18 protein-coding genes and 1 pseudogene are annotated in these 25,822 nt (G+C 60.6%); 4 read left to right on the top strand and 15 right to left on the bottom strand.

Annotation, left to right across the window (positions count from 1 at the left end; genetic code table 11):
- Positions 1-33: 33 nt before the first annotated feature.
- Both ACYZT7_RS18185 and ACYZT7_RS18180 read right to left on the bottom strand, forming a co-directional pair.
- Complete coding sequence (locus tag ACYZT7_RS18185) at positions 34-3,132, bottom strand: multidrug efflux RND transporter permease subunit (RefSeq protein ID WP_462037645.1); 3,099 nt, start codon at positions 3,130-3,132, stop codon at positions 34-36.
- A 15-nt stretch (positions 3,133-3,147) separates the two neighbouring features.
- Positions 3,148-4,305 carry an efflux RND transporter periplasmic adaptor subunit gene (locus ACYZT7_RS18180; RefSeq protein ID WP_462037644.1) on the bottom strand — a complete coding sequence of 386 codons (1,158 nt, stop codon included), beginning with the start codon at positions 4,303-4,305 and terminating at the stop codon, positions 3,148-3,150.
- Positions 4,306-4,474: 169 nt separating this feature from the next.
- Here ACYZT7_RS18180 and ACYZT7_RS18175 point away from each other — a divergent pair, with 169 nt between their 5' ends.
- Both ACYZT7_RS18175 and ACYZT7_RS18170 read left to right on the top strand, forming a co-directional pair.
- Positions 4,475-5,176: a response regulator gene (locus tag ACYZT7_RS18175; RefSeq protein WP_462037643.1), complete on the top strand. Its 702-nt coding sequence runs from the start codon at positions 4,475-4,477 to the stop codon at positions 5,174-5,176.
- A 4-nt stretch (positions 5,177-5,180) separates the two neighbouring features.
- Positions 5,181-6,482: an ATP-binding protein gene (locus ACYZT7_RS18170; RefSeq protein ID WP_462037642.1), complete on the top strand. Its 1,302-nt coding sequence runs from the start codon at positions 5,181-5,183 to the stop codon at positions 6,480-6,482.
- Between the two features lie 180 nt (positions 6,483-6,662).
- Here ACYZT7_RS18170 and ACYZT7_RS18165 read toward each other — a convergent pair whose 3' ends face one another.
- The 12 genes and pseudogenes from ACYZT7_RS18165 to glgA all read right to left on the bottom strand — a co-directional run bounded on the left by ACYZT7_RS18165 (position 6,663) and on the right by glgA (position 22,700).
- The gene (locus ACYZT7_RS18165) at positions 6,663-7,439 is read right to left on the bottom strand and encodes an anti-sigma factor family protein (protein WP_462037641.1); all 777 of its coding nucleotides are present in this window, start codon (positions 7,437-7,439) and stop codon (positions 6,663-6,665) included.
- A complete protein-coding gene (locus ACYZT7_RS18160; protein WP_462041821.1) occupies positions 7,436-7,933 on the bottom strand; it encodes an RNA polymerase sigma factor in 498 nt (165 codons plus the stop codon). Before ACYZT7_RS18160 ends, ACYZT7_RS18165 begins: the two co-directional genes overlap by 4 nt.
- Before the next feature lie 54 nt (positions 7,934-7,987).
- Positions 7,988-8,251, bottom strand: a pseudogene (locus ACYZT7_RS18155) (tetratricopeptide repeat protein); the annotation flags it as partial.
- Positions 8,252-8,507: 256 nt separating this feature from the next.
- A complete protein-coding gene (locus tag ACYZT7_RS18150; RefSeq protein ID WP_462037640.1) occupies positions 8,508-9,581 on the bottom strand; it encodes an autotransporter domain-containing protein in 1,074 nt (357 codons plus the stop codon).
- A 428-nt stretch (positions 9,582-10,009) separates the two neighbouring features.
- Positions 10,010-10,810, bottom strand: a complete 801-nt coding sequence (locus ACYZT7_RS18145) for an endonuclease/exonuclease/phosphatase family protein (protein WP_462037639.1) — start codon at positions 10,808-10,810, stop codon at positions 10,010-10,012.
- A gap of 72 nt (positions 10,811-10,882) precedes the next feature.
- Positions 10,883-11,641 (bottom strand): PIG-L deacetylase family protein, encoded by a 759-nt coding sequence (locus ACYZT7_RS18140; RefSeq protein ID WP_462037638.1) that lies wholly within the window; start codon positions 11,639-11,641, stop codon positions 10,883-10,885.
- Between the two features lie 187 nt (positions 11,642-11,828).
- Positions 11,829-13,988 (bottom strand): glycogen debranching protein GlgX, encoded by a 2,160-nt coding sequence (gene glgX, locus ACYZT7_RS18135; RefSeq protein ID WP_462037637.1) that lies wholly within the window; start codon positions 13,986-13,988, stop codon positions 11,829-11,831.
- Positions 13,989-14,102: 114 nt separating this feature from the next.
- A complete protein-coding gene (locus ACYZT7_RS18130; RefSeq protein ID WP_462037636.1) occupies positions 14,103-14,420 on the bottom strand; it encodes a DUF2934 domain-containing protein in 318 nt (105 codons plus the stop codon).
- 21 nt (positions 14,421-14,441) lie between these two features.
- Positions 14,442-17,228, bottom strand: coding sequence for a malto-oligosyltrehalose synthase (locus tag ACYZT7_RS18125; protein ID WP_462037635.1), 2,787 nt, complete (start codon positions 17,226-17,228; stop codon positions 14,442-14,444).
- A complete protein-coding gene (malQ, locus tag ACYZT7_RS18120; protein WP_462037634.1) occupies positions 17,225-19,303 on the bottom strand; it encodes a 4-alpha-glucanotransferase in 2,079 nt (692 codons plus the stop codon). The genes ACYZT7_RS18125 and malQ overlap by 4 nt, the downstream gene beginning before the upstream one ends.
- A complete protein-coding gene (gene treZ, locus ACYZT7_RS18115; RefSeq protein ID WP_462037633.1) occupies positions 19,300-21,096 on the bottom strand; it encodes a malto-oligosyltrehalose trehalohydrolase in 1,797 nt (598 codons plus the stop codon). Before treZ ends, malQ begins: the two co-directional genes overlap by 4 nt.
- A 17-nt stretch (positions 21,097-21,113) precedes the next feature.
- On the bottom strand, positions 21,114-22,700 hold the full coding sequence (glgA, locus tag ACYZT7_RS18110; RefSeq protein WP_462037632.1) for a glycogen synthase GlgA: 1,587 nt from the start codon (positions 22,698-22,700) through the stop codon (positions 21,114-21,116).
- Positions 22,701-23,263: 563 nt separating this feature from the next.
- Here glgA and ACYZT7_RS18105 point away from each other — a divergent pair.
- Complete coding sequence (locus ACYZT7_RS18105; protein ID WP_462037631.1) at positions 23,264-24,076, top strand: crotonase/enoyl-CoA hydratase family protein; 813 nt, start codon at positions 23,264-23,266, stop codon at positions 24,074-24,076.
- Positions 24,077-24,082: 6 nt separating this feature from the next.
- Positions 24,083-24,913, top strand: coding sequence for an NAD(+) diphosphatase (gene nudC, locus ACYZT7_RS18100; protein WP_462037630.1), 831 nt, complete (start codon positions 24,083-24,085; stop codon positions 24,911-24,913).
- Here nudC and ACYZT7_RS18095 read toward each other — a convergent pair.
- Entirely contained in the window at positions 24,881-25,660 is a 780-nt protein-coding gene (locus ACYZT7_RS18095) for a TSUP family transporter (RefSeq protein WP_461971998.1), read from the bottom strand. The two genes, nudC and ACYZT7_RS18095, sit on opposite strands and share 33 nt — an antisense overlap.
- Between the last annotated feature and the right edge of the window lie 162 nt (positions 25,661-25,822).

Here is a 25,822-nt window from a genome sequence, read left to right as displayed (position 1 = left end):
CGAGCTTGCTCCCACAGGGGTAGGTGGTGTGGGTTAGAGGTCTTTATGCCGCTTGCGGACTAACTTCATCACCACCACAAAAAACACCGGCACAAACACCACCGCCAACGTTGCGGTAATCATCCCGCCTATCACCCCGGTACCGATCGCTTGCTGGCTCGCCGAACTGGCCCCGGTGGCAATCGCCAACGGCACCACGCCGAGGATGAACGCCATCGACGTCATCACAATGGGCCGCAGTCGCAGGCGCGCGGCTTGCAGCGTGGCGTCGATCAGGTCGTGGCCTTCGTCGTACAGACTCTTGGCGAACTCGATGATCAGGATCGCGTTCTTCGCCGACAGCCCGATGATGGTAATCAGCCCGACCTTGAAGAACACGTCGTTGGGCATCCCGCGCAAGGTCACGGCCAGTACCGCGCCGAGTACGCCCAGCGGCACCACCAGCAGCACCGAGGTCGGAATCGACCAGCTCTCATACAGCGCCGCCAGACATAAGAACACGATCAGCAGCGACAGACCGAGCAGGATCGGCGCCTGACTGCCTGACAAGCGTTCCTGCAATGACAACCCGGTCCATTCCTGGCCCAACCCCGCCGGGCCTTGCGCCACCAGCCGTTCGATTTCGGCCATGGCTTCGCCGGTGCTGTGACCGGGTGACGGTTCGCCGGAAATGCTGATCGCCGGGTAGCCGTTGTAGCGAGTCAATTGCGCCGGGCCCTGGGTCCATTTGGCCCGGACGAAGGCCGACAGCGGCACCATTTTCCCGGTGTTGTTGCGCACGTGAATCTTCAGCAGATCGGCGACCTGACTGCGCTGATCGCCTTCAGCCTGAACCACCACCCGCTGCATCCGCCCCTGATTGGGGAAGTCGTTGATATAGGCCGAACCGACGGCGGTGGACAGCACGTTACCAATGTCGGCAAAGGACACGCCCAGCGCGTTGGCCTGTTTGCGGTCGACTTCGAGCTGCACCTGCGGCGCTTCAGCCAGGGCGCTTTCGCGCACGTTCATCAGGATTGGACTTTTCTCGGCGGCCGCCAGCAACTCGCTACGCGCCTGCATCAGCGTGGCATGGCCGAGGCCGCCACGGTCCTGCAAGCGGAATTCGAAACCGCTGGACGTGCCGAGGCCATCCACCGGTGGCGGCAGAACCGCAAAGGCCACGGCGTCCTTGATCTGGCTCAACGCGATGTTGGCGCGGTCGGCAATCGAGCTCGCCGAGTCGTCGCTGCCCCGATCAGACCAGTCTTTGAGCGTGGTAAACGCCAACGCCGCGTTCTGCCCGCTACCGGAGAAACTGAAGCCGAGAATCACCGTGCTGTCGCCAACGCCGGGCTCAGTGGCGTTGTGGGCTTCGATCTGCTCGACCACCTGCACCGTGCGGTTCTTGCTCGCGCCCGGTGGCAATTGGATGTCGGTAATGGTGTAGCCCTGATCTTCCACAGGCAGAAACGAGGAGGGCAGGCGACTGAAGCACACGCCCAATCCGATCAGCAGCACGCCGTAGATCAACAGGTAACGGCCCGTGCGTTTCAACGCATAGGCGACCCAGCCTTGATAACGCGCGGTCAGTTGCTCGAAACGCCGGTTGAACCAGCCAAAGAACCCACGTTTCTCGTGATGCTCGCCCTTGGCAATTGGCTTGAGCAGCGTCGCGCACAGCGCCGGGGTCAAGGTCAGGGCGAGGAACGCCGAGAACAGAATCGAGGTGGCCATCGACAGCGAGAACTGCCGGTAAATTACCCCGACCGAACCCTGCATGAACGCCATCGGAATGAACACCGCGACCAGCACCAGCGTGATGCCGATGATCGCTCCGGTGATCTGCTTCATCGCCTTGCGCGTCGCTTCTTTGGGCGACAGGCCTTCGGTGGCCATGATCCGCTCGACGTTTTCCACTACCACAATCGCGTCATCCACCAGGATACCGATCGCCAGCACCATGCCGAACATGGTCAGCACGTTGATCGAGAACCCCAGCGCCAACATGGTCGCAAAGGTGCCCATCAGCGCCACCGGCACCACCAGGGTTGGAATCAGCGTGTAGCGGATGTTTTGCAGGAACAAAAACATCACCGCAAAGACCAGCAACATCGCCTCGCCGAGGGTGTAAATCACCTTGGTGATCGAGACTTTGACGAAGGGCGAGGTGTCATACGGGATCTTGTACTCGACGCCTGCCGGGAAGTAGCGCGCCAGTTCGTCCATCTTTGCCCGCACCAGCGTCGCGGTGCTCAAGGCATTGGCGCCCGGCGCCAGCTGCACACTGACGGCGGTCGACGGTTTGCCGTTCAGGCGGGTGGAGAACTGATATTCCTGACTGCCGATCTCGACCCGCGCCACATCGCCGATGCGCACGGTGGAGCCGTCGGGATTGGCTTTCAACACGATGTCAGCGAACTCTTCAGGGGTAGACAGCTGCCCTTTGACCAGAATGGTCGCAGTGATTTCCTGAGTGGTGCGGGTCGGCAAGTCGCCGATGCTACCCGCCGAGACCTGCGCGTTCTGCGCGACGATGGCGGCGTTGACGTCGGCCGGGGTCAGGTTGAAACCGATCAGCTTCTGCGGGTCGATCCAGATCCGCATTGCCCGCTCGGCACCGTACAGCTGTGCTTTGCCGACGCCGTCCAGACGCTTGATCTCGTTCATCACGTTGCGCGCCAGGTAATCGCTGAGCGCAACGTCGTCGAGCTTGCCGTCACTGGACGTGAGAGTGATCAGCAGCAGGAAACCGGCGGAGACTTTTTCTACCTGCAAGCCCTGCTGCGTCACCGCCTGAGGCAGGCGCGACTCGACCACCTTCAGGCGGTTTTGTACATCGACCTGAGCCATTTCCGGGTCAGTGCCCGGCTGAAACGTCGCGGTGATGGTGGCGCTGCCGAGGCTACTCTGGGATTCGAAATACAGCAGGTGGTCAGCGCCGTTGAGTTCCTCCTCGATCAGGCTGACCACGCTTTCGTCCACGGTCTGCGCCGAGGCACCCGGATATACGGCGTAGATTTCGACTTTCGGCGGCGCGACGTTGGGGTATTGCGCCACCGGCAACTGTGGAATGGCCAGGGCGCCGGCCAACAGGATGAACAGGGCAACCACCCAAGCGAACACCGGGCGGTCGATAAAGAACTGCGGCATAAATAAGCGTCCTGCTTACTGACCAGAAGCCTGGGCAAGTGGAAGAGGGGTGTCGTCGATCTGCACCTGTTCGCCGGGACGGGCGTGCTGGAGGCCTTCAGTGATGATTTGATCACCGGGCTTGAGGCCGCCGGTGACGATCCAGCGATCGTTCTGCACGGCGCCCAGTTCGACCGGTTGCTGGCCGACCCGCTGTTCGGCGTCGAGCAACAGCACGTGGGCGACACCGGCGCTGTCACGCTGGATAGCCCGTTGCGGCACGCTGATGCCGTGCTGAATGACCGCCTGCTCTAGACGCACGCGAACAAAGCTGCCCGGCAGCAAGTCGAGGTCCGGGTTGGGGAATTCGCTGCGCAGGATGATCTGACCGGTGCCCGGGTCAACGGTGATGTCGGCGAACAGCAACTTGCCGGGCAACGGATAGAGACTGCCGTCGTCCTGGATCAGCGTGGCTTTGGCCTGGTCCTGACCGACCTGTTGCAACTGGCCGGAACGGAACGCTCGGCGCAGGTCGTTGAGTTCGCGGGTCGATTGGGTAAGGTCGGCATGAATCGGGTTCAGCTGCTGAATCAATGCCAGTGGTGTGGTTTCGTTCTGCCCGACCAGTGCGCCTTCGGTCACCAGTGCGCGGCCGATGCGTCCGGAAATCGGTGCTGTGACGGTGGCGTAACCGAGGTTGAGTTTCGCCCTTTCCACAGCGGCTTTGTTCGCGGCGACGTCGGCGGCGGTTTGCCGGACGCTGGCCCGGGCGTTGTCATAATCCTGGCCGCTAATGGCGTTGCCTTCGATCAACTGCGCGTAACGCTGCTCCTGTAATCGTGCCTGGAATGCGTTGGCCTCAGCTTTGCGCAGCGCCGCTTCCGCGCTGTCCAGGTCTGCCTTGAACGGCGCCGGGTCGATACGGAACAGCACCTCACCTTTTTTCACATCGCTGCCTTCACGGAAGGCCCGTTGCAACACCACGCCGGCAACCCGCGCCCGGACTTCGGCTATCCGTGGCGCAGCAATCCGCCCGCTCAGTTCGCTGGTGATCGACAGGGGCCGGGCTGAGAGGGTTTCTATGCGAACCGTGGCCAGAGGCGCCTTTTCTTCAGCAATGGAGGACTTGTCACAAGCGCTCAGCGTCAGCGCCAGTGCAATCAGGCTGAGCCTGGCAAGCAGATTCTTTGACATGTAAAAACCCCAATAATGACCCCCGGCATCCTACGGGGAGGCGACGAGGGTAGCGGTGAAGCTTTGTAGGCGCTGTGTGAAATTGTGTAAGGGTTTTACTCAGGCATGGGTGAGGGCGTATATCCTTGGCAGCTTGATGACTTTGCGACAGCACCTTCTGGAAACACCCATGCCCAACATCCTCCTGGTCGAAGACGACACCGCGCTCTCCGAACTGATCGCCAGCTACCTGGAACGCAACGGCTATTCGGTCAGCGTGATCAGCCGTGGCGACCCTGTGCGCGAGCGTGCGCGGGTCAGCCCGCCGGACCTGGTAATCCTCGACCTGATGCTGCCGGGGCTCGACGGCCTGCAAGTCTGCCGCTTGCTGCGCGCCGATTCGGCAACGCTGCCGATCCTGATGCTCACCGCCCGCGATGACAGCCATGATCAGGTGCTGGGCCTGGAAATGGGTGCTGACGACTACGTCACCAAACCCTGCGAACCGCGCGTTCTGCTGGCCCGGGTGCGGACCTTGCTTCGGCGCAGTAGCCTGACTGAACCACAGACGGCCAACGACCGCATTCTGATGGGCAATCTGTGCATCGACCTCTCCGAGCGCACCGTGACCTGGCGCGAGCAATTGGTCGAGCTCTCCAGCGGCGAGTACAACCTGCTGGTGGTACTTGCTCGGCATGCCGGCGAAGTGCTGAGCCGCGACCAGATTTTGCAACGTCTGCGCGGCATCGAATTCAATGGCACCGACCGCTCGGTGGACGTGGCGATTTCCAAGCTGCGGCGCAAGTTTGACGACCACGCCGGCGAGGCGCGCAAGATCAAGACCGTGTGGGGCAAGGGTTACCTGTTCAGCCGTTCCGAGTGGGAATGCTGAGGCGATGTTCAGAATCCTGTTTCGCCTGTACCTGGTAACCATTGTTTCGTACAGCGCGGCGATCTACCTGGTGCCGGATCTGGTGATCAAGATCTTCCAGGAGCGCTTTGTCACCTACAACCTCGATTACTCTCGCGGGCTGCAAACCCTCATCGTCAAACAGTTTCATGCCGTGCCCCCGGCGCAATGGCCGGCATTGGCCGCAGAAATGGACAAGGAATTCCAGCCGCTGCACATCGTCTTGACCGATAACGACGATGCCGATTTCACCCCTGATGAACGGCAACGTTTGCAGCGTGGCGAGAACGTCGTGCGCATTGGTGACTGGGGCTGGCGCACCCTGGCGGTGTCGCCGCTGAACGAGCGGACGGTGGTGGAGATGGTCGTACCGCCGGACCCGATGGACGTCAGCTTGTTGTATTGGAGCATCAACGTGCTGATCGGCGCGACCATGCTCGCCTGCCTGTTGTTGTGGCTACGCCCGCACTGGCGCGACCTGGAACGCCTCAAAGGTACGGCCGAACGTTTCGGCAAGGGGCATTTGAGCGAGCGCACACAGATTTCCCAAAGCTCCAACATCGGCAGCCTGGCCAATGTCTTCGACACCATGGCCGGCGACATCGAAAACCTGCTCAACCAGCAACGCGATCTGCTCAATGCCGTCTCTCACGAACTGCGCACGCCCCTGACACGACTGGATTTTGGCCTGGCGCTGGCGCTGTCAGACGATTTGCCCGCCGCCAGTCGCGAGCGTCTGCAAGGTCTGGTCGCGCACATTCGCGAACTCGACGAACTGGTGCTGGAACTGTTGTCCTACAGCCGTCTGCAAAACCCGGCGCGGCTGCCAGAGCAGATCGAAGTGTCGCTGGATGAATTCATCGACAGCATTCTGGGGAGTGTCGATGAAGAATTGGAGTCGCCAGACATCGTCATCGACGTGCTGCTCCACGGCCAGCTCGAACGCTTCAGCCTCGACCCACGCCTGACTGCCCGCGCACTCCAGAACCTGCTGCGCAATGCGATGCGCTACTGCGAAAAACGCATTCAGATTGGTGTGCGGGTGTGCTCGAAGGGATGTGAGATCTGGGTCGAAGACGATGGGATCGGTATTCCGGATGAGGAGCGGGAGCGGATTTTCGAACCGTTCTATCGGCTGGACCGCAGTCGGGATCGCGCGACTGGCGGGTTTGGTCTGGGGTTGGCGATCAGTCGGCGGGCGCTGGAGGCTCAGGGCGGTACGCTGACCGTTGAAGCATCGCCGCTGGGCGGCGCACGGTTCAGATTGTGGTTGCCCACCTCAGCCTGACGCCCACTGTGTAGCAGCTGTCGAACCTGCGAGGGTACCTTCGAGCCGGGGTCGCGCTCGACCGAAGTCCTCGCAAGTCCTGTGTGCGCGGTTTGCCTGATAAACCTCGCTGCCTGTTATTACCGACTGCTGCGTCCGAATGCGGCCAAACCGAACGCAGCCTCGCGAGCTCGACAGCTGCTACGCGCTCAGCCGACGTCTCAACAATTTCGCCATGTCCTCCAATTCCGCCGTCGGGTTATGCCCGATCAGCATCCAGGCATGTTCCATGTCAGCCCAATAGACAATGTTCATCCCGTGCCGGCGCTCTTGGGCGAAATGCCGGCTGCCGCTGTTGGAGCGGGTGACGCACAGCGCCATGGGGCCGTGCGCCGGGTCCAGATAGGTGATCTGGGCAATGGCGACGCCGTCGTACTCGAGGATTTGCGCGCGCTTGAACTCGGACCGCGGCAAGGCCAGTTGCGCCGGCACAAGATTCAAACCCAGACGCGCATCGATGGTCCGCAGTTGCGCCCGGTGAGCGGCTTCGTCACTGGGCAAGTGGTCCAGGGTTTGCGGCACGTAAAGCGACATGTAGTCGGCCACCAACCCGCGCCAGTTGTTATTTTGCTGACTCAACTGCCAGCCGAGGAATAGCCGATCCGCCACCACGCCACTCACCACCAACCCGGCGGCCGCGGCGAGAAACCAACGCCGATTCATGGCCGGACGTTCAGGCGAAGGCAAGGTGTCGAGCATCGATTGCAAGCGATCCATGGGCGCCTGTCGATCTAATTCATCGTAGGCCTCCTTGAACGGCAGGCTGCTGCGGGCTAGCCATTGCAGGCGCAGGTTGAGCGTCGGGTCCTCGGCGATAGCTGTGTCGATGCGGGTGCGCTGTTCGGTGTCGAGCTGGTCGTCGAGGTAGGCCACCAGTTGCTCATCCGAGGGTCTCGTCGGGGGTGCGTGGTCGTTCATCGACGTTCTCCAGTGGAAGGGTTCGGCACGGTGTGCAAGGGCGGGTACTCGGCCAGTTTTGCGCGTGCAGTGGCCAGGCGACTCATGACAGTGCCAATTGGCACGTCCAGCACTTCGGCCACTTCGCGGTAGGACAAACCCTCGACGTAGGCGAGAAACACCGTTTCCCGCTGGGTTTCGGGCAGGGCATCCACACGCCGGATCACCTGGGCCGCGAGGACATGGGTTTGCGCCGCGTATTCGCCATCGAACGACAAGGCGTTGTCGGCATCCACCAGCCCTTGTCCAAGGCGCACCCTTCGGGCACGGACTTCGTTGAGCCAGATCGAATGCAGAATGCTCAGCAACCAGCGGTCCATGCGGGTGCCGGGGATAAATTGCCCGGCACGTTCGAGCGCCCGCACGCAGGTCGCTTGCACCAGGTCCTCGGCGACATGTTGTTGCCGGGACAACAGCAGGCCGTAGCGCCATAGTCGCGCCAGGTGCTGGCCCAGTTCTGCCCGTATTGCCTGATCGCTGGCGATGGCGACCTCCGTCTGCTCGGTGTGTCAGGTTTTCGATGAATCGTTGATGGCTTCCGCCAGGTCCTGGTATTCGTCGCAGGTGTTGCCGCAGATCGACTTGATCTGCTTTAACTGTTCCTGAGCGAGGTCCAGCTGACCTTTGATGACATAAGCTTCGCCGAGGTATTCATGCACTTGCGCGTACTTTGGGTCGAGTTTGACCGATTGCAGGTAATAGCCGATGCCTTCGTCGGTTCGCCCCAGTTTACGCGTGGCATAGCCGCGATAGTTCAAGGCCTTGCCGGTGTTTATGCAGGTTCATGGTCAGGCGGTCGTAACGTGTCGGCGAGTTCAGGCTTGGATTGTTCATTGGCAATTCTCATGGGCGATGAGAGGTGAACACCACAGGGTGAACAATTATTCATTTCTTTGTGGCGGTCTTTGCAAGGAAAGCTCAAATGCGGCATGTGTGGCGGTGCGGGTTAGTTAGATGGGTGGTGGGGCCAATCGCGAGCAAGCTCGCGATGGCGTCAGCCCTGACAAAACATTTCTTCAAGCCGGATCTTCACCAGCGCATCCGCACACCCAAACTGCCGATCAACCCGTTCAAATCATTTTCATCCACCGCACTGCTGTAGTCGGCGCTGAGGTAAAGACTCACGGCAGGTGTCACTCTGGCCACCAAGCCCAAACCCACTTCGACGGTCGATGAATAGCGGCTGCTGCTGATCTTCTCGACCTGATCGAGGTTCACGGTATTGCCGGTGTACACCGTGTGCCACAAGTTGGTTCGCACATAGGGTTCGACCCCCAGGCCGTTGATGTCGTAACTACCTTTCAACCGTGCACCGACCCGGCCGCTCCAGGACGTCAGCTCGCTGGACGAGGCATTGCCTGACCCGGCATACGGGGTGTCCAGGGTGATGCGTTGATTGATCAACTGCGCCTGCGGTTCGACTACCCAGTTATCGCTCAGACCAATGGGGAAACCACCTTCCACCGACAACGTCACCGCACTGCCTTCAGTCACTTGCCGAGCACCCTGGTCATTACGGCTATAGCCGTTGACCCGGCCGCCGCTGGCCGTCAAGTCCACGTGCCAGCCTTGGGGCCCGGTCAGGCTCCAGTAGGCGCCGAGGCTCTGGCCTTCGAGGTTGAGGGTGTCATGGGCGGGGTCGGCGAGGGCGCGACTGGTCAGCAGCCCGTTGTTGTTGCCTTGTAACTGAGTCATGCCGCCGACCAGTCCGACCCGCTGGGTATGACCGCTACCGCTTTGCAGAGTCAGGATCGCCGGGCCTTTGAATTCGCTACTGCCAGGGTTAGAAGAACCGTGAGCCAGAAAATCGGTTTGCGCCTGCCGCGAAGCCTGCCCATATAGCTGATCCCAGGCCGAAGGTGCGGCGTCTTCGATGGTCAGGCGTGAACTTCGTGTATCGGAGGCGGCGCTGAAATGGCCGGGGTAGGGGGCGGTGATCGTGACGGTGGGCAAGGTCATGACCGGAACATCCTGGCGGTACCAGGGCGTGGTTTCATCCTCTGCCGGCCCTGCCTGTACTTCCATGGATGAGCACAGAAGGAGTGAACTCGAGACAGTGCAAAAAGTGACTTTGATCTCTTGTTGGGTGAATGAAGTTTTCATGGAGGTCTACCTTGCAATCGCATGCCGTATCTCGCTCTGGCGTCTCTCCTACCCCGAATGAGGGGCGACCGAATGTAGTGGGGCAAGCCTCTGACCGCCCGATTTTGCGGGTGTCTGGAGGTTTGCCCCTGATGGTATTTCCGGGGGTAGTACCGTGAAGCTAAGAAGACCGATGGCACTGCGTCAAGAAAATGGACGATGAGCGGTATGGTTAATTTAGCCGTTGCAACTGTTTGTTTTTATGCGTTTATCTAAGCTCTTGTTTGTACGAAAAATCATCGCAAAACCCGCGAATCAGAGACGTTCGCCAGCCGACAGTCGGTCTTCAAACTGCTTGGATTGAGCCAATTGCTGACTGATTCTCGCTGTTTATTACTGTCAATAATGAGGTTGAAACCGACGATTCGTTTCGGCTCGTGGTTGAACCGCTACAGATGCACTTCCACCGCCAACGGCAAATGATCCGACAAATGCGTCCAGGGTTTGTGCCCCAGTATTCGCGGCTCATGACTGCTGGCATTGCGCAGATAGATCCGATCCAGACGCAGCAGCGGGAAGCGCGCCGGATACGTCTTCGCCGGACGACCGTGGTGGCGCTCGAAGGCTTCATGCAGGTAGTCACGTCGGGCGAGGGCTGTGTTGCCTTGCAGCTGCCAGTCGTTGAAGTCGCCGGCGATAATCACTGGCGCATCGTCGGGTAACGATTCGAGCAATTGGCAAAGTAGCTGGAGCTGCAGTTGGCGATGGCTTTCCAGCAGACTCAAGTGAACGCAGATCGCATGGACTTCGGTGTGCCCCGGTACGTCCAGTACGCAATGCAGCAGGCCGCGACGTTCGGGGCCGGTGATTGAGACGTCGAGGTTGCGGTGTTCGCGGATCGGGTATTTCGATAACAGGGCATTGCCGTGGTGGCCGTTGGGGTAGACCGCGTTGCGACCGTAGGCGAAGTCGCTCCACATACTGTCGGCCAGAAACTCGTATTGTGAGGTCTGCGGCCACTCGTTGTAGCGAGAGGAATGGCGGTCGTGTTCACCGACGACTTCCTGCAGGAACACCAGATCCGCCGACGTACTGCGTACCGCTTCACGCAGTTCCGGGAGAATGAAACGTCGGTTGAGTGCGGTAAAACCCTTGTGGGTATTGACCGTCAGCACTCTCAGTCGATGAATCGCCGGGGGCGTGTTCAATGGAGATGATTCGACGGCCTGCCACTTGGAATCACTGGTCACGCTTCACTCCTCTGAATCAGGGCTGCTTATGTATGCGACTGATACGGGGGCGAGCAGTTCAGCGTCTTTCGTTCAAACAAACACAATTTCATAAGGCAACCGCATCCGCTCCAGAAGCACCGGGGGCAGCAGCGGGGCGAGGCCGATGGCCGGTTCGCCGTCGAGCTGGCTGGCGTAGGCGTGGGTGGCGTGGCTTTTACGCGCGACGGTCCAGGTATCCAGGCGCACCTTGCGCGCACGATGCCACGGGATGAGCCCTCGATCGCGAGTTGGCCAGTGCCAGGCCCAGACCGGTACTTCGTTGAACGACGCGCCGACCATGGCCGCGGCCTTGACGCTGGCCCGGCCGACGGCGTCATGGTCAACATTTCCATCCTTGCACCAGGTGCTGAACACCACATCCCCGGGGCGTAAATAACGGGCAATGAATTGAGTCAATTGAAACTCCCGTTCGGCCAGGGCGTTGTCGGTGAAGCCGCCACGAATCCACTTCAGGCTGTGCATCGGCAACCCGAGCCGGCGCAAGGCTTCGAGGCTTTCCTGGGGGCGGAACACGCTCAAGCGTTTTTCCGACCACTGTTGCGAGCCCGGATGGCTGGCGCTGCCATCGGTAATCGAGATCAATTGCAGGGGATGACCCAGGGAGCTGAGCAACTGAAGCAGGCCGCCGCAGGTCACCACTTCATCGCCGGGATGCGGGGCTATCACCACAGCGCGAGCGCCGGCGGGAACCAGGGTCTGAGTGCTGATGACAGGAATGTTGTCCAGTTGCGGGGCGCTGTTCCAGATCTGTGTTGGCAGGCTGCTTTCGTTGATGGAAACCGATTTCATGGGTTACGTCCTTGTTCTCGTTGGATAGCAATGTGCAGCGCTCCAAACCCTGGATTGCCGCGAGCAGAGTATTGCTCATGTCAGTCTATTCGTCGCCTCGATGTTCCATCCGGTATGTTTTTTATCCGGTCAGCGGTTGCCGGGATCATCCGCTGGCCGACGCTGGAGAAATTCCTGAAGGTCCATTTCACTCTTCTTCCTCACGCTGCAATTCGAACAGCAGCAGCGAACGGCCAGTGACCGAATATTCGTGACCGAACTCGAAGCGTTCCTGTCCCCGAATCGACGGTTGGTTGGTGTCGATCATGCAGGTCCAGAAACCACCGTCAGGCACTTCCGGAAGAAGGAAATTGACGATGTCGTGATGCGCGTTGACCACCAACAGCAGGGTGGCGTCTGCGCCCTTGCGGCGGATACCGGTTTCCTGGGCGCGGCCATCGAGCAGCATGCCGAGGCAGCGGCCATGGCCTTCCTCCCATTGCTCTATGGACATTTCGCTGCCATCCGGCGCGAGCCAGGTGACGTCCTTGACGCCGATGTCCTCGTTGTAATTGCCCACCAGGAACCGTCCACGACGCAGGATCGGGTAGGCCAGGCGTAACTTGATCAGGCGTTTTACAAACTTGAGCAGGGCCTTGCCGTCTTCGCTCAGGTCCCAATTGACCCAACCGATCTCGCTGTCCTGGCAATAGGCATTGTTGTTGCCCTCTTGGGTGCGGGCGAATTCGTCGCCGGCCACCAGCATCGGCGTGCCTTGCGACAGCAGCAGCGTGGCGAAGAAGTTGCGCATCTGCCGCTGACGCAGCTCATTGATCTCGGGATCGTCGGTCGGGCCTTCGACGCCGTGGTTCCAGGACAGGTTGTTGTTGCTGCCGTCCTGATTGTCCTCGTCGTTCGCTTCGTTGTGTTTGTCGTTGTACGACACCAGGTCGTTAAGGGTGAAACCGTCGTGGGCGGTGATGAAGTTGACCGAGGCATACGGCCGCCGACCCCGCTGATTGAACATCTCGCCGGAGGCGGTCATGCGACTGGCGAAGTCCGCCAGTTGGCCGTCGTCGCCTTTCCAGAACGCACGCACGGTGTCACGGAATTTGTCATTCCACTCGACCCAGCCCGGTGGAAAGTTACCGACCTGATAACCACCAGGGCCGCAATCCCAGGCTTCTGCAATCATCTTCACCTGGCGCAGCACCGGGTCCTGACGGCAGGCGACGAGGAAGCTGTGACGTTCGTCGAACCCATCGTGGTAGCGCCCGAGAATGGTCGCCAGGTCGAAGCGGAAACCGTCCACGTGCATTTCCGACGCCCAGTAGCGCAGGGAATCGGTGACCATTTGCAGTACGCACGGGTGACTCAGGTCCAGGGTGTTGCCGGTGCCGGAGTCGTTGATGTAGAAGCGCTTGTCGTCGGGCATCAAGCGGTAGTAGGAGGCGTTGTCGATGCCGCGCATGGACAGGGTCGGGCCTTGCTCATTGCCCTCGGCGGTGTGGTTGTAGACCACGTCGAGGATCACTTCAAGATTGGCTTCGTGCAGGTGCGCGACCATCTCCTTGAACTCGGCGATCTTGCCGCTGGCCAGGTAGCGCGGGTCGGGGGCAAAGAACGCGATGCTGTTGTAGCCCCAGTAATTGGTCATGCCTTTGTGCAACAGATGTTGGTCGTTGACGAAGGCATGAATCGGCAGCAATTCCACCGTCGACACGCCGAGCTTGCGGATGTGTTCCAGCACGTCATCGACCATCAACCCGGCGAAGGTGCCACGTACATTCTCGGGGACGGAAGGGTGGCGCATGCTGATGCCGCGTACGTGAGTTTCATAAATGATCGTCTTGTCCCACGGCACGCTGACCCGATGGTCGTGGCCCCAGGTGTGAGCCGGGTCGATCACCTTGCACTTGGGAACAAACGGGGCGCTGTCGCGTTTATCGAAACTGAGGTCGGCGTCGGGGTGGCCGATGGTGTAGCCGAACAGCGCTTCGGACCATTTCAACTGACCGACCAATTGTTTGGCGTAGGGGTCGATCAGCAGTTTGTTGTGGTTGAAGCGATGACCGTTGGCCGGGTCGTACGCGCCGTAGACACGGTAGCCGTAGATCATCCCCGGATGGGCGTCGGGCAGGTAGCCGTGGTAGATCTCGTCGGTGTATTCCGGCAGTTCGATGCGTTCCAGTTCGACCTCGCCGGCATCATCGAAGATGCACAGCTCGACTTTGGTGGCGTTGGCGGAAAACAAGGCAAAGTTGACCCCTAGGCCATCCCAGTTCGCGCCCAGCGGGAAGGGCAAGCCTTCTCGGATTCGCGAGGCCTCGACGTGAGGTTCTGGCGCGGCTTTTTTTGGACTGCTCATAGGTGCTCCTGCAAAGGGGGGACAGTTCTTGGCTCTGGTTTTTTTTGAGGGCGAGCGAGCCCTCGGTGGCGAGAGGGCTCGCCACGAAATCAATCAGGTCAACGGTGAGAGTCGTCAGACAGCGGGCGGTTTACGCGCTGCTCGAGGCTTTTTCTCGTTGGCTTTTTCGCCCGGCGGGATGACCTTGGAGGCAGCGGCGGGCTTGGCTTTGGTTCTTGGCTCCGCTGCCTTGCCATTGGTTTTGCTGGCCGGGGCCTTGGCGCCGGCGGTTTTGCTGCCAGCGGCTTTGGGCGACTTGCTCGGTGCCAGGGCTTCGGCTTCAGCCAGTTTGCGGGCCATCTCCCAGTGGCGGGCTTCGTGACCCTCGGGTTTTCCTTCCGATTCCCAGATCTGATAGGCAAATTCGCGGATGCGTTTTTCGTCGGTACTCATCGCAATGCTCCTGAACTGAACTCAAGTTGGGGTAGTTTGGATAAAAAGATTGATCGGGAAATCCCCCAGCGCGGTGCTGATGTCCAGCTCCCTTTGGGGTGTGACTGCCACGCTGAAAAAAAGTCCCTTCAAATTTTCATCAGGGGTGGTGAACGGCAATTTGACCCGTGTATCGCCCCACAGCGGCGCGTCAATCCGTGGTTCGGCACTGTTTTTCAGCCATTCGGCGCAGCGTATCGGTACGATCACGATGGCTCGTTTTCCTTGCAGCGAGCGAGCAAATGCCAGCACCCGGTGAGCCTGGCTGCCGACGACTTCAAGGGCTTGATACGCCCCTCGTCGAAACAGTTCGGTGTGCTCGAGCCGCAGGTTCAACACATGAGCGATCAGGGTTTGCTTGATGCGCCCGTCGCGCCAGTTAGTCAGCAGCTCAGGCAATTCCAACGGCACCTGCATCGACTGCTGACGGCTGGCGTAATCCACCGGCCGGCGGTTGTCAGGATCGACCAGCGAGAAGTCCCAGTACTCGTTGCCCTGATACAGGTCCGGTACCCCCGGCACGGTCATGCGCAGCAAGGTTTGCGCCAACCCATTGAGTGCGCCGGGGACGGCGATGCTCTTGGCTGCTTTGCCGAGGGCAGCGCGTAGCAGTTCACCTTCGGGACTCAGAAGCAGACGGTGCAGGAATTGCTGAACTGCTTGTTCGTACGCCTCGTTCGGCGCGCTCCAGCTGCTTTGCAACTTGGCTTCGCGCAAGGCTTTCTGTTGCCACTGCCACACACGTTGAGTGTAGTGCTCAAGCGCTGCTTGATCGTCACTGCGCAAATCGAGCGGCCAGCTGCCAAGGAGCGCTTGGTAGAGGATCAACTCATCGCCCGTCGTCGGCATTTGGTCGTCGTCCCGCAGGGGCCGGGCGAGGGCTTGCCAGAGCGGGACTTGCTCGGCGTACCAGGCACTGCGCTCGCTCAGCACCGCCAGGCGTGCGCGGGTGTCTTCGCCGCGTTTGTGGTCGTGGGTCGCGGTGGCCAGCAAATTATCGGGGAACGCTTCGAAACGGCTGACGCAAGCCGCATGGAAATCGGCCACCGGCGCGCTGAACTGCTCGGTGCTGAAGCCCACGTCATTGCGCGACAGCAACGTCGCCGAGCGATAGAACGCGGTGTCCTCCACAGCCTTCGCCGCCGCCGGCGACGTCAGTTGCTGAAAACGCACACAGGCATGCTTGAGCATCTTGCGCGGCCGGCCCAGCGGGCGTTTGCGCCATGACTCACCACCCAGCCAGCGGGCCAGACAATCGAGTACCGGCCAGTCGGCCTCGCCGAGGGTTTGCCTGGCGCCGTCCATGGCTTGCTGGAAAAACACATCGTCTTCAGCCGAACGCCCACGGGGGCTGATGTAGGTGCGGTACACCGGGAAATGCACGATCAGTTCCTGCAACGCCCGACGGATCGCACCGAGGGTCAGGTCGCGGGTCATCAGGTCATCCCGGGCCACTTGCAACAGGGCCTGGGCGACGCTTTCGAAGTCTCCGGCGAGGGAGCCGTTGAGGATCTGCTGGCGGGCCAGTTGCGCTTCCTGACGGAAATCGGCGGGCCGTTCGCTGTAACGATTCCACAGTTCGCCCAAGGTGTCGGCGCCTTCGGGCGCATGTTGCAGCAGCGACAGCTGATTCATGAACTCGTAACCCGTGGTGCCATCCACCGACCAGTCACGGTGCAGGGTTTCACCTTCGCCGAGGATCTTCTCGACAAAGATCGGCAGGTGCCGATCCGGCGACAGGCTGTCGACCCGACGCCGCAGTTTGCGGCAGTAACCCCGAGGGTCAGCGAGGCCGTCGATGTGGTCGATGCGCAGACCGTCTACCAGGCCTTCGGCCACCAGCTCGAAGATTTTCGCGTGGGTGGCTTCGAACACCGCGGGGCGTTCGACGCGCAGGCCGCCCAGTTCGTTGATATCGAAAAAGCGCCGCCAGTTGATGTCATCTGCCGCCGTGCGCCAACTGGCCAGGCGATAGCTTTGGTGTTCAAGCAACTGGTGCAGGCGCTGGAAACCTTCGGCGGAGAGCGAGTCGTAAGCGCTGAGGTTTTGCTGGATGGCTTGCAGCATCGCCGGATCACTGGCCAGTTCACGCAGCTCTGCTTTCAGCGGTATCGCCAGGCCATGAGCGTCGGTCTGGTAGCTCAGGGTGCTGAAACGGTCTGCCAGCGACTTGAGCGATTCGGCGTTCAGTGGGTCATCGGTTCTGAGCAGTTCGCCGTAATGGGTCGGGCAGATCGGGAAGTGATGCTCATAGTGCTCGACATAAAATGCGCCCTTCTGCGCATCGAAGCGCAAGGGCAGGGTGCCGTCTTGCAAGGCGATGCCGTAGTCGCTGCCGAGGAAGGGCAAGAGCAACTGGCCTGTCATCAACGGATCGGGCGAATGCCACTGGATATCGAAGAACTCGCCGTAAGGGCTCAGACGTCCCCATTCCAGCAAATCCTGCCACCAGGGATTATCGCCACCGCCGACGGCCATGTGGTTGGAGACGATGTCGAGGATCAGTCCCATGTTCTGTTCGCGCAATGCACTGACCAAACGCCGCAACGCTGCTTCGCCGCCCAGCTCGGGATTGACGGTGGTCGGGTCCACGACGTCGTAGCCATGCATGGAACCGGCGCGGGCGCTCAGCAGTGGCGAGGCATAGACATGGCTGATGCCAAGCCTGGCGAAGTACGGCACCAGCGGCACCGCATCGTCCAGCGTGAAGCCTTTATGAAATTGCAGCCGCTGCGTCGCCCGCAGCGGTTGGATAATCGTTTGTTTCATTGGTCACGCTCGGCCGCCTGAAGTCGTGCACAGGCGAGCAGTTCCAGGCGTCGGGCGGCATCCGGGTCATCGAGCAAGGCTTCGCTGTTGCCGGGCAAACGTCGGGACCAGTTGGGGTGCGTGTCGGTGGTGCCGGGCAAGTTGGCCTGCTGTTCGATGCCCAAGGCATCTTCCAGCGGCAGCAACACCAGCGGCGCACGGGTATGACCGAGGAAACGTATCGCGGCGTCGAGCACCTGATCGGTTTCATGGGACTCTTCGCGAAAGTTCTGCGGATCCTCGCTCAACACCCGACGCAGGCCTTCGCGCTCGCGTTCACGGTGGTGGCGCCATTCGATTTCGCCCGGGGCGTCGACCAGGCCCAGTCGGGCATTCCAGTCGATATCGCGGCCATGCCACCAGCCATTGAGCGTCGGCAGGTCATGGGTGCTGGTGGTCGCGAGGGCGTTGTCCGGCCAGTCGAGAATCGTTTTGAAGTGCGCGTTGTCCTGTTCGAACAGCAGCACGCGCATGCCAAGGATCGAACGCGCGATAAGCTTTTCTCGCAGACCATCCGCCACGGTGCCGAGGTCTTCACCGAGGACGATGGCTTGATGACGATGGGACTCGAGGGTCAGCAAACGCAGCAGGTCGTCCACCGGGTAATAGAGGTAGGCGCCGTCGGCGGGTGACGCGTCATTGGGGATCACCCACAATCGTTGCAGGCCCATGACGTGATCAATGCGCAGGCCACCGGCGTGGGCAAAATTGGCGCGGAGCATTTCGATGAACGCACGAAAGCCGTTGCGTACCAGGCCCTCGGGCGAGAACGCGGAAATCCCCCAGCCCTGACCGGTGCGGTTGAGGATGTCCGGTGGTGCGCCCACGGTCAGCGAGGCGAGCAATTCGTCCTGACGACTCCAGGCCTGGCTGCCACCGCCATCGGCACCGACGGCCAGATCGGCAATCAGACCAATGCTCATGCCACTGCTGCGGGCGGCGGTTTGCGCGCGCTCCAGGCAGCGGGTGATCAACCATTGGCAGAAGGCGAAGAAGCCAATGCGTGCGGCGTTCTCTTCGGCGAATTCGGCCAAGGCCGCGCTGCGCGGGTCTTGCCATTGCTCGGGCCACTGCCGCCAGTCGAGGTTTTCGCCCTTGGCGGCGCGGGCTTCTTGAATGGCTTCGAAACGGCAGTGGTTTTCCAGGGCTTCGCCAGCAGCATGGCGGAAGCTGCTGAAGTCGGCATGCAACGGGTGTTCGCCCTGGACAAACCCTTCGTACAGCGCCTGTAACAGGCGATGTTTGGCTTCGGCCGCCACCGGCCAATCAATCAACGGCGATGCTTCGAGTTGCTTGAGTTCTGCCGCCAGGCCGGTTGCATCAATCGCGGTACGCAACGCTCGTTCACCCAGGATGGCGCCCGGTGCGGCGTACAGACTGTTGAGAAACAAACGGCTGGACGGCGAATAAGGGCTGTAACGCTGGGTGTCGTTGCTGAACATGGCATGCAACGGACTGATCGCCAACGCTTCGGCACCGCGCTCGCCGGCCACACGGGCCAGGTCTTCCAGCGCCTGCGTATCGCCGAACCCGCCATCGCCGCTGCGACGCAGTGAGTACAACTGCACGCTCAGGCCCCAGGTACGCGGAATCGGACTGTCGACGGCATCGCCGACGCTGTAGCAGCGCGTCGGCGCCACAGCCAGGGTAAATGATTGTCCATCAATGCTGACGTGCTGATAACCGACCGGGACCAGACCGGGCAGCATCGCCTCGGCATCCAGTTTCAGGTTGAGCCGCGCGCCATCTTCAAGGTGGATCTCGCACGGTGTTTCGGGCTCAAAGTAATGCGCCAGGCTTAGGCCGACACCGAAGTCTGCGGTGAGTAGCGGTGGCAGGTGCCGGGTCTGTTGCACTTCCTGCAATTGCAGCAGGCTGGCGTCGATTTCCTGTGCGGTGCTGGCGGGGTGGCCGAGACCGGTAAGGACGTTGCGTAATACCGATGGAGCGACTTTCTGTGGGCGGCCGTTGGCGTCGATCCAGTCGACAGCCAGGCCAGCTCGGCTGGCCAGTATTTCCAGTTGCGCATCACTCATTGGCGCTCTCCATCCGGGGGTAGCATAGGGGCTGCGGCCGTGAGGCTGACTAGCGCGCAATACGGGGCAAGGGTGCCCTGATCCAGCAGGTCGGCGGACTTCGAGGGATGTTCGTACAACAACGAAGCACCGGCCTGTGGGGAGTGGACCACAGGCTTGTCGCTGAGGTTCAGGTCAATGCGCAGCTCACTGCCGTTGCCCAGTCGCCAGCGCGCAGTCACAGCACCCTCGGCCAGTACCTCGGCACCCAATGGGTGGGTATCGGGCAGATGCGGGATGATCTGCTCATGGCGGATCTGCAACAGCTGGCGATACAGGTCATGCATCGCGCAGCCCTGGGGTGCCGTCAGCGTCGGTCGGGAAGCTTCAAAGGTCTGTGGCGCGTTCGGGTCGGGAATTTGTTTGCGCTTGTGAGGATCGGCAAACGCGCTGAATGCGGCAAACTCGTTACGTCGTCCTTCGCGAACCAGTTCCGCCAGTTCACCGTGATGGCTGGTGAAAAAGAGGAATGGTTCTTTGGCGGCGAACTCGTCGCCCATGAACATCAGTGGGATCATCGGTGAAAGCAGCAACAGCGCTGTCGCTGCGTGTAACGCGTCCAGGTTGGTCAGCTGATGCAGCCGTTCGCCGAAGGCGCGATTGCCGATCTGGTCGTGGTTTTGCAGAAACAGCACGAAAGCACTGGGCGGCAAATGACCGCTGGGCTCGCCACGGGACTCGCCGTGTCGGTCGATATGGCCCTGAAATACGAACCCCTGGCTCAAACACCGCGCCAATTGTTCGGTGGGATTGTCGGCATAGTCGGCGTAATAGGCATCGGTTTCGCCGGTCAGCAGCACGTGCAAGGCATTATGGCCGTCATCGTTCCACTGCGCGTCGAACCCTTCTTGCAGCAAGCTGGCCTGGTTGTGTTCGTTCTCGATCGTCAGCCACACATGCCGCGCCGGATCGGTCTGCTGCCGGATCCGCTGCGCCAGTTCCTGCAGAAAGTCCGGGTCTTCGATGGCGTGCACCGCGTCCAGGCGCAACCCGTCGAAGCGGTACTCCAGCAACCACATCAGCGCGTTGTCGATGAAGAAGTCCCGCACCTCGCGCCGCCGGAAGTCGATGGCCGCGCCCCACGGGGTGTGCTTATCTTCGCGAAAGAAGCCCTTGGCGTAGTGATGCAGGTAATTGCCGTCCGGGCCGAAGTGGTTGTAGACCACGTCGAGAATCACCGCCAGGCCATGGCCGTGGGCGGTGTCGATCAGGTGTTTGAGTTGTTCGGGAGTGCCATATGAGGCTTGGGGGGCGTAGGGCAGAACCCCGTCGTAACCCCAATTGCGATCACCGGGGAACTGCGCCAGCGGCATCAATTCGATCGCGCTGATGCCCAGCTCCACGAGGCGCGCCAGGTGCTGCTCGACTTCGCTGTAGCCGCCGAGCGCACCGACGTGCAATTCGTAGATTACCGCCTCATTCCACGGCCGCCCAAGCCAGGCGCTGTGTTGCCATTGATAGGCAAGTGGATCGACCACCACGCTGTGGCGGTCGATATCACCGGCCTGCGCGCGGGAGGCCGGGTCGGGCACCGCAAGCTCGCCGTCGATGTTGTAGCGGTAACGCGTGCCAGCGGGGCAGCAGGTGTTGATCACGAACCAGCCATCGGCCTGAGGCATTAGCGGCAAGGATTGTCCATCTTCCAGTTCGACGCTGACGTACAACGCATCTGGCGCCCACAAGGCAAAACGCGTGTGCTCTGCGTCCAGCATGATTGCGCCGTGGGGCCAGGTCTCAAGGGTCCGTAACGGCATCTTTGAAAACCTCTTTCTTAATGTTTGCCCGATTTACCCAATGCCTTAGTGACAAGCTGTTCGTAGAGTTCGGCGTACGGTTCGACCGCCTTGCACCAGTTAAAAGGCGCCGCCATGGCCCGGCAGCGCATGGCATTGAGCAGGTCGGGGAAGGCAAATATCTTAAATGCCCGGCTCAGGGCTTCCTGATAGCTCTCGGCCGTGGATTCATCGAACAGGAAACCGGTCACGCCGTTTTCAATGGTGTCGGCCAAACCACCGGTGTTGCGTGCCACCGGCAACGAACCGAAGCGCTGGGCGTACATCTGGCTCAAGCCGCAAGGCTCGTAACGCGAAGGCATCAGCAGGAAATCACTGCCGGCGAACATGCGACGGGCGTCGGTTTCGTTGAAACCGATGCGCACGCCGATCTGGCCGGGGAAACGCAGGGCCAGTTCACGCATGGCTTGTTCTTCTTCCGGCTCGCCACGACCGATGATTGCGATCTGCCCGCCAGATTTGACGATGTATTCGGAGACGGCTTCGGTCAGGTCCAGGCCCTTCTGATAGACCAGTCGCGACACCACGGCGAACAGCGGACCTTCGCTATCGTCAAGGCCAAACAGCTCACGGACGTGTGCAGCGTTGACCGCTTTGCCATCCCAGTCGCCGATGCTGAAGGGGCGGAACAGGTGCGTGTCGGTGGCCGCGTCCCAACTCTCATCGATGCCATTGGGAATACCACTGAGCAGACCTTGCTGGGTCTTGGCGGCGAGAAAACCGTCGAGACCGCAGCCGAAGGCCGGGGTGGTGATTTCCTGGGCATAGGTGGCACTGACGGTAGTGATGTGGCTCGAATAGGCCATGCCAGCCTTGAGGAACGACATCTTGCCGTAGAACTCCATGCCTTCCTGTTGCAAGGCATGCATGGGAATACCCAGTTCCGGGCACGACCCAAGACTGGTCACGCCCTGATAGGCGAGGTTATGAATGGTGAACAGCGTCGGCGTGCGTTGTCCGCGCCAGTGCATGTAGGCGGGCGCCAACCCGGCTGGCCAGTCATGGGCGTGTACCAGGTCCGGGCACCAGTGGATTTGTGCAAGATTGGCGGCAATGTCGGCGGCGGCCAGACCCAGGCGGGCGAAACGAATGTGGTTGTCCGGCCAGTCACGGCCGTTGTTGGCACCGTAAGGCGAACCTTCGCGCTCGTAGAGTTCGGGGCAAATCAACACGTAAATGACCAGACCGTCGGGCATGTCCATGCGCCCGATCTTGCAGGGGGGCAACGCGGCGTGACCCCCGAGCTCACCAATGATATGAATCGGGTTTTCGCTGTTCAGCACTTGCGGGTAACCGGGAATCAGCACACGCACATCATGCAGATGCGCCATGGCTCGCGGCAGCGCTGCGGAAACGTCGCCCAGACCACCGGTTTTCACCAGATCGGCGATCTCCGAGGTGACGAACAGCACTTTCTTCTTGTTGGGGTTCTGACTGGCCACCGGTGTCAGCGTCTTGGTGCCGGGTACGCTGATCGATAGGTGACTGGGGGCGCTCACAGTGCTCGTTTCGCCGACCTGCTGATGAGCACGTTCTCCCTGAATATCTAAAGCCGCACTGATCATATGAATCTCCCGTGTTGTTGATCTAATTCTTAGGTCTGGCACAAACGGTGTTTCGTGGCCAATTCCTGTGGCCGGGCGCAAACGCGCTACGCATCGGAGAGCAAGCGCTGCCAATGCGTTGAAGCAGAATGGCTGGAGTAGACGCTGCAAGGATTGCACCAGTTGCAACGCACTTACCATTAACCTGACCCGTCACGAGCGACAAAAGTTTCGACTTTCTTTGCGCTTTGTGACCCGCCGGTTTCGCCCCGCGGAAATGAGTCTAGGCCAGAACTTAGAGCGGGGGAGGTCAAATGGCAAAATTGTTCGACAATCGGTTTAAAGAGGTACGGACGTACCGTTTAGAGGGAGAAACGCACCGACGAAGGGCCTGTTTTTTCACCGTTTTGCCTCAAAAAATAGTCGAGATGTCACATGAATGTGCGAAGCGCGGCAATGCTCGCGCACTGTTGTGGTGCGCAACGGGCAAGTCCCGTTTTTGTCCGAACCGCTGCCTTACGGCCTGCCTGGATGCCTTGTTATAGTTCGGGCCTCATTTTCTGCCCGGTAAAAGGATCACTGCCATGTCTCAGTACACTGCGTTCACCGTCGAACTGGCCGATAAAATCGCCCATGTGCAGATCAACCGGCCGGAAAAAATCAATTCGATGAATGCCGCGTTCTGGAGCGAGATCATCGAGATTTTCCAGTGGGTCGACGACACTGACGAAGTCCGGGTGGTGGTCCTCAGTGGTGCGGGCAAGCATTTTTCTTCTGGCATCGACCTGATGATGCTGGCTGGCGTGGCCAATGAACTGGGCAAGGACGTGGGGCGCAACGCGCGCCTGCTGCGCCGCAAGATCCTCGCCCTGCAAGCGTCTTTCAATGCTGTCGACAATTGCCGCAAGCCGGTACTGGCGGCGGTTCAGGGTTATTGCCTGGGCGGCGCCATTGATTTGATTTCGGCTTGCGACATGCGTTACGCCGCCGAAGACGCACAATTCTCGATCAAGGAAATCGACATCGGCATGGCGGCCGACGTTGGCACTTTGCAACGCTTGCCGCGGATCATTGGTGACGGCATGCTGCGTGAACTGGCTTACACTGGTCGCACGTTCGGTGCCGAAGAAGCGCGTGGCATGGGCCTGGTCAATCGTGTTTACAACGACACCGCCAGCCTGCTCGACGGTGTCATGGGCATTGCCCGTGAGATCGCCAGCAAGTCACCGATTGCGATCACCGGCACCAAAGAGATGATCAGCTACATGCGCGACCATCGCATCGACGACGGCCTCGAATACGTCGCCACCTGGAACGCCGCCATGCTGCAATCCACCGATCTGCGCGTGGCCATGGCCGCCCATATGAGCAAACAGAAACCCGAATTTCTGGACTGATTAAAAATGATTTCACGCTGGACCACCGCAGTACTGGACACCGACCAACCCGGCGGCTGGGCCGTGGCCCGCAGCCCCGAAGGTTTTCTGTTCGATGACAATGGCGCGCTGTTCCCCCGCGAATGGCTCAAGCGCCAGGATTTGTCGATTCTCGCTGAACATGGCATCGGCCATCTGGATGGCGAGCCGGTCTACCTGCTGGAACTGCGCAGTCACAGCGAAGTGCCGGGCTGCAACTGGAAAGGTCTGCGGGCGTTCATGCTCGAAGGCGATCATACGGTGTTCAAGGTGCTTGGTTATGCCGCGCAAATCGGCACCTGGGCCCGCGAACACCGCTTCTGCGGTAACTGCGGGCAGGCGATGACCCAGGTGACCCGGGAACGGGCGATGTATTGCGAACCGTGTGATTTACGCAGCTACCCGCGCATTTCGCCAAGCATGATTGTACTGGTGACCCGTGGCGATGAAATCCTGCTGGCCCGTTCGCCGCGCTTTGTCACCGGGATCTACAGCACGTTGGCGGGGTTTGCCGAACCGGGCGAGTCGGCCGAAGACTGCCTGATTCGTGAGGTTCGCGAAGAAGTGCAGATCGAGGTCAAGAACATCCAGTACATGGGCAGCCAGTGCTGGCCGTTCCCGCATTCGATGATGCTGGGGTTTCACGCCGAATACGCCGGTGGCGAGATCGTGTGTCAGGAAGACGAGATCGAAGACGCCCAGTGGTTCAACGTACGCGACTTGCCGCCGTTGCCGGCGTCACGCTCGATTGCCCGATACCTGATCGACGTCTATGTGGCGCGGCGCTCAGGCCACGCTGAACCAGTGTTGCCAGGCTAACCGCACGGTCAAGCCCAGCACCACGGTGATGAACACCGGGCGAATGAACTTCGCACCGCCGCTGATGGCGGTGCGAGCCCCGAAGAACGCCCCGACCATCACCGACAGGCCCATGCTCAGGCCGATGATCCAGTCCACCTGCCCGGAAAACACGAACACCGACAGTGCCGCAATGTTGCTGACGAAGTTCATGCTGCGCGCCACGCCGCTGGCCTTCACCAGGTCGATGGGGTACATCAGCATCGTGCTGACGGTCCAGAACGCACCCGTGCCGGGGCCGGCCACGCCGTCGTAAAACCCGAGGCCGAAGCCTTGGGTCGATTGCCACTTTTTCTTGATCGGTGCGTCGCTGTCCAGCGGCGCTTTCGGCGTGCCGCCAAACAACAGGTAGAGGCCACAGGCGAAAATGATCACCGGGAGCATCTTGTTCAGCCACTCTGCTGGCAGGTAGTGAGCGACCACGGCGCCGGTCAGCGCGCCCACCAGCGTGCCGACAATGGCGTGCATCCACTGCCTGGGATGGAACAGCTTGCGTCGGTAGAAGGTGAAACTGGCGGTGGCCGAGCCGAATGTCGAACTAAGTTTGTTGGTGCCCAGCACCAGGTGCGGCGGCAGGCCTGCGGTCAGCAGCGCCGGGGTGGTCAACAGACCGCCGCCGCCGGCAATGGCGTCGATGAAACCGGCAATGAAAGCGACAAGGGCCAGAATGGCCAGGGTGGTGAGGTCAACACTGAGTTCGAAAGGCATGGAGTCTGCTTATTCGGCGGGGTGCAGGACAGGGCTGCGGGGAAGGGCCGATATCTTACCTATAAAGTTGTCCTCCTACAGCTGATTGCCCATCGTCCGCGCATTGCGCCAATGCCGATCCAGAGACTTGCTCTCGCATTGAACAGTTGGGGGATTGCACGG

The organism is Pseudomonas sp. RT4P38 (assembly GCF_054897765.1).
The sequence above is the reverse complement of the archived record's forward strand: the minus strand, read 5'-3'. Positions and strand labels throughout refer to the sequence as shown.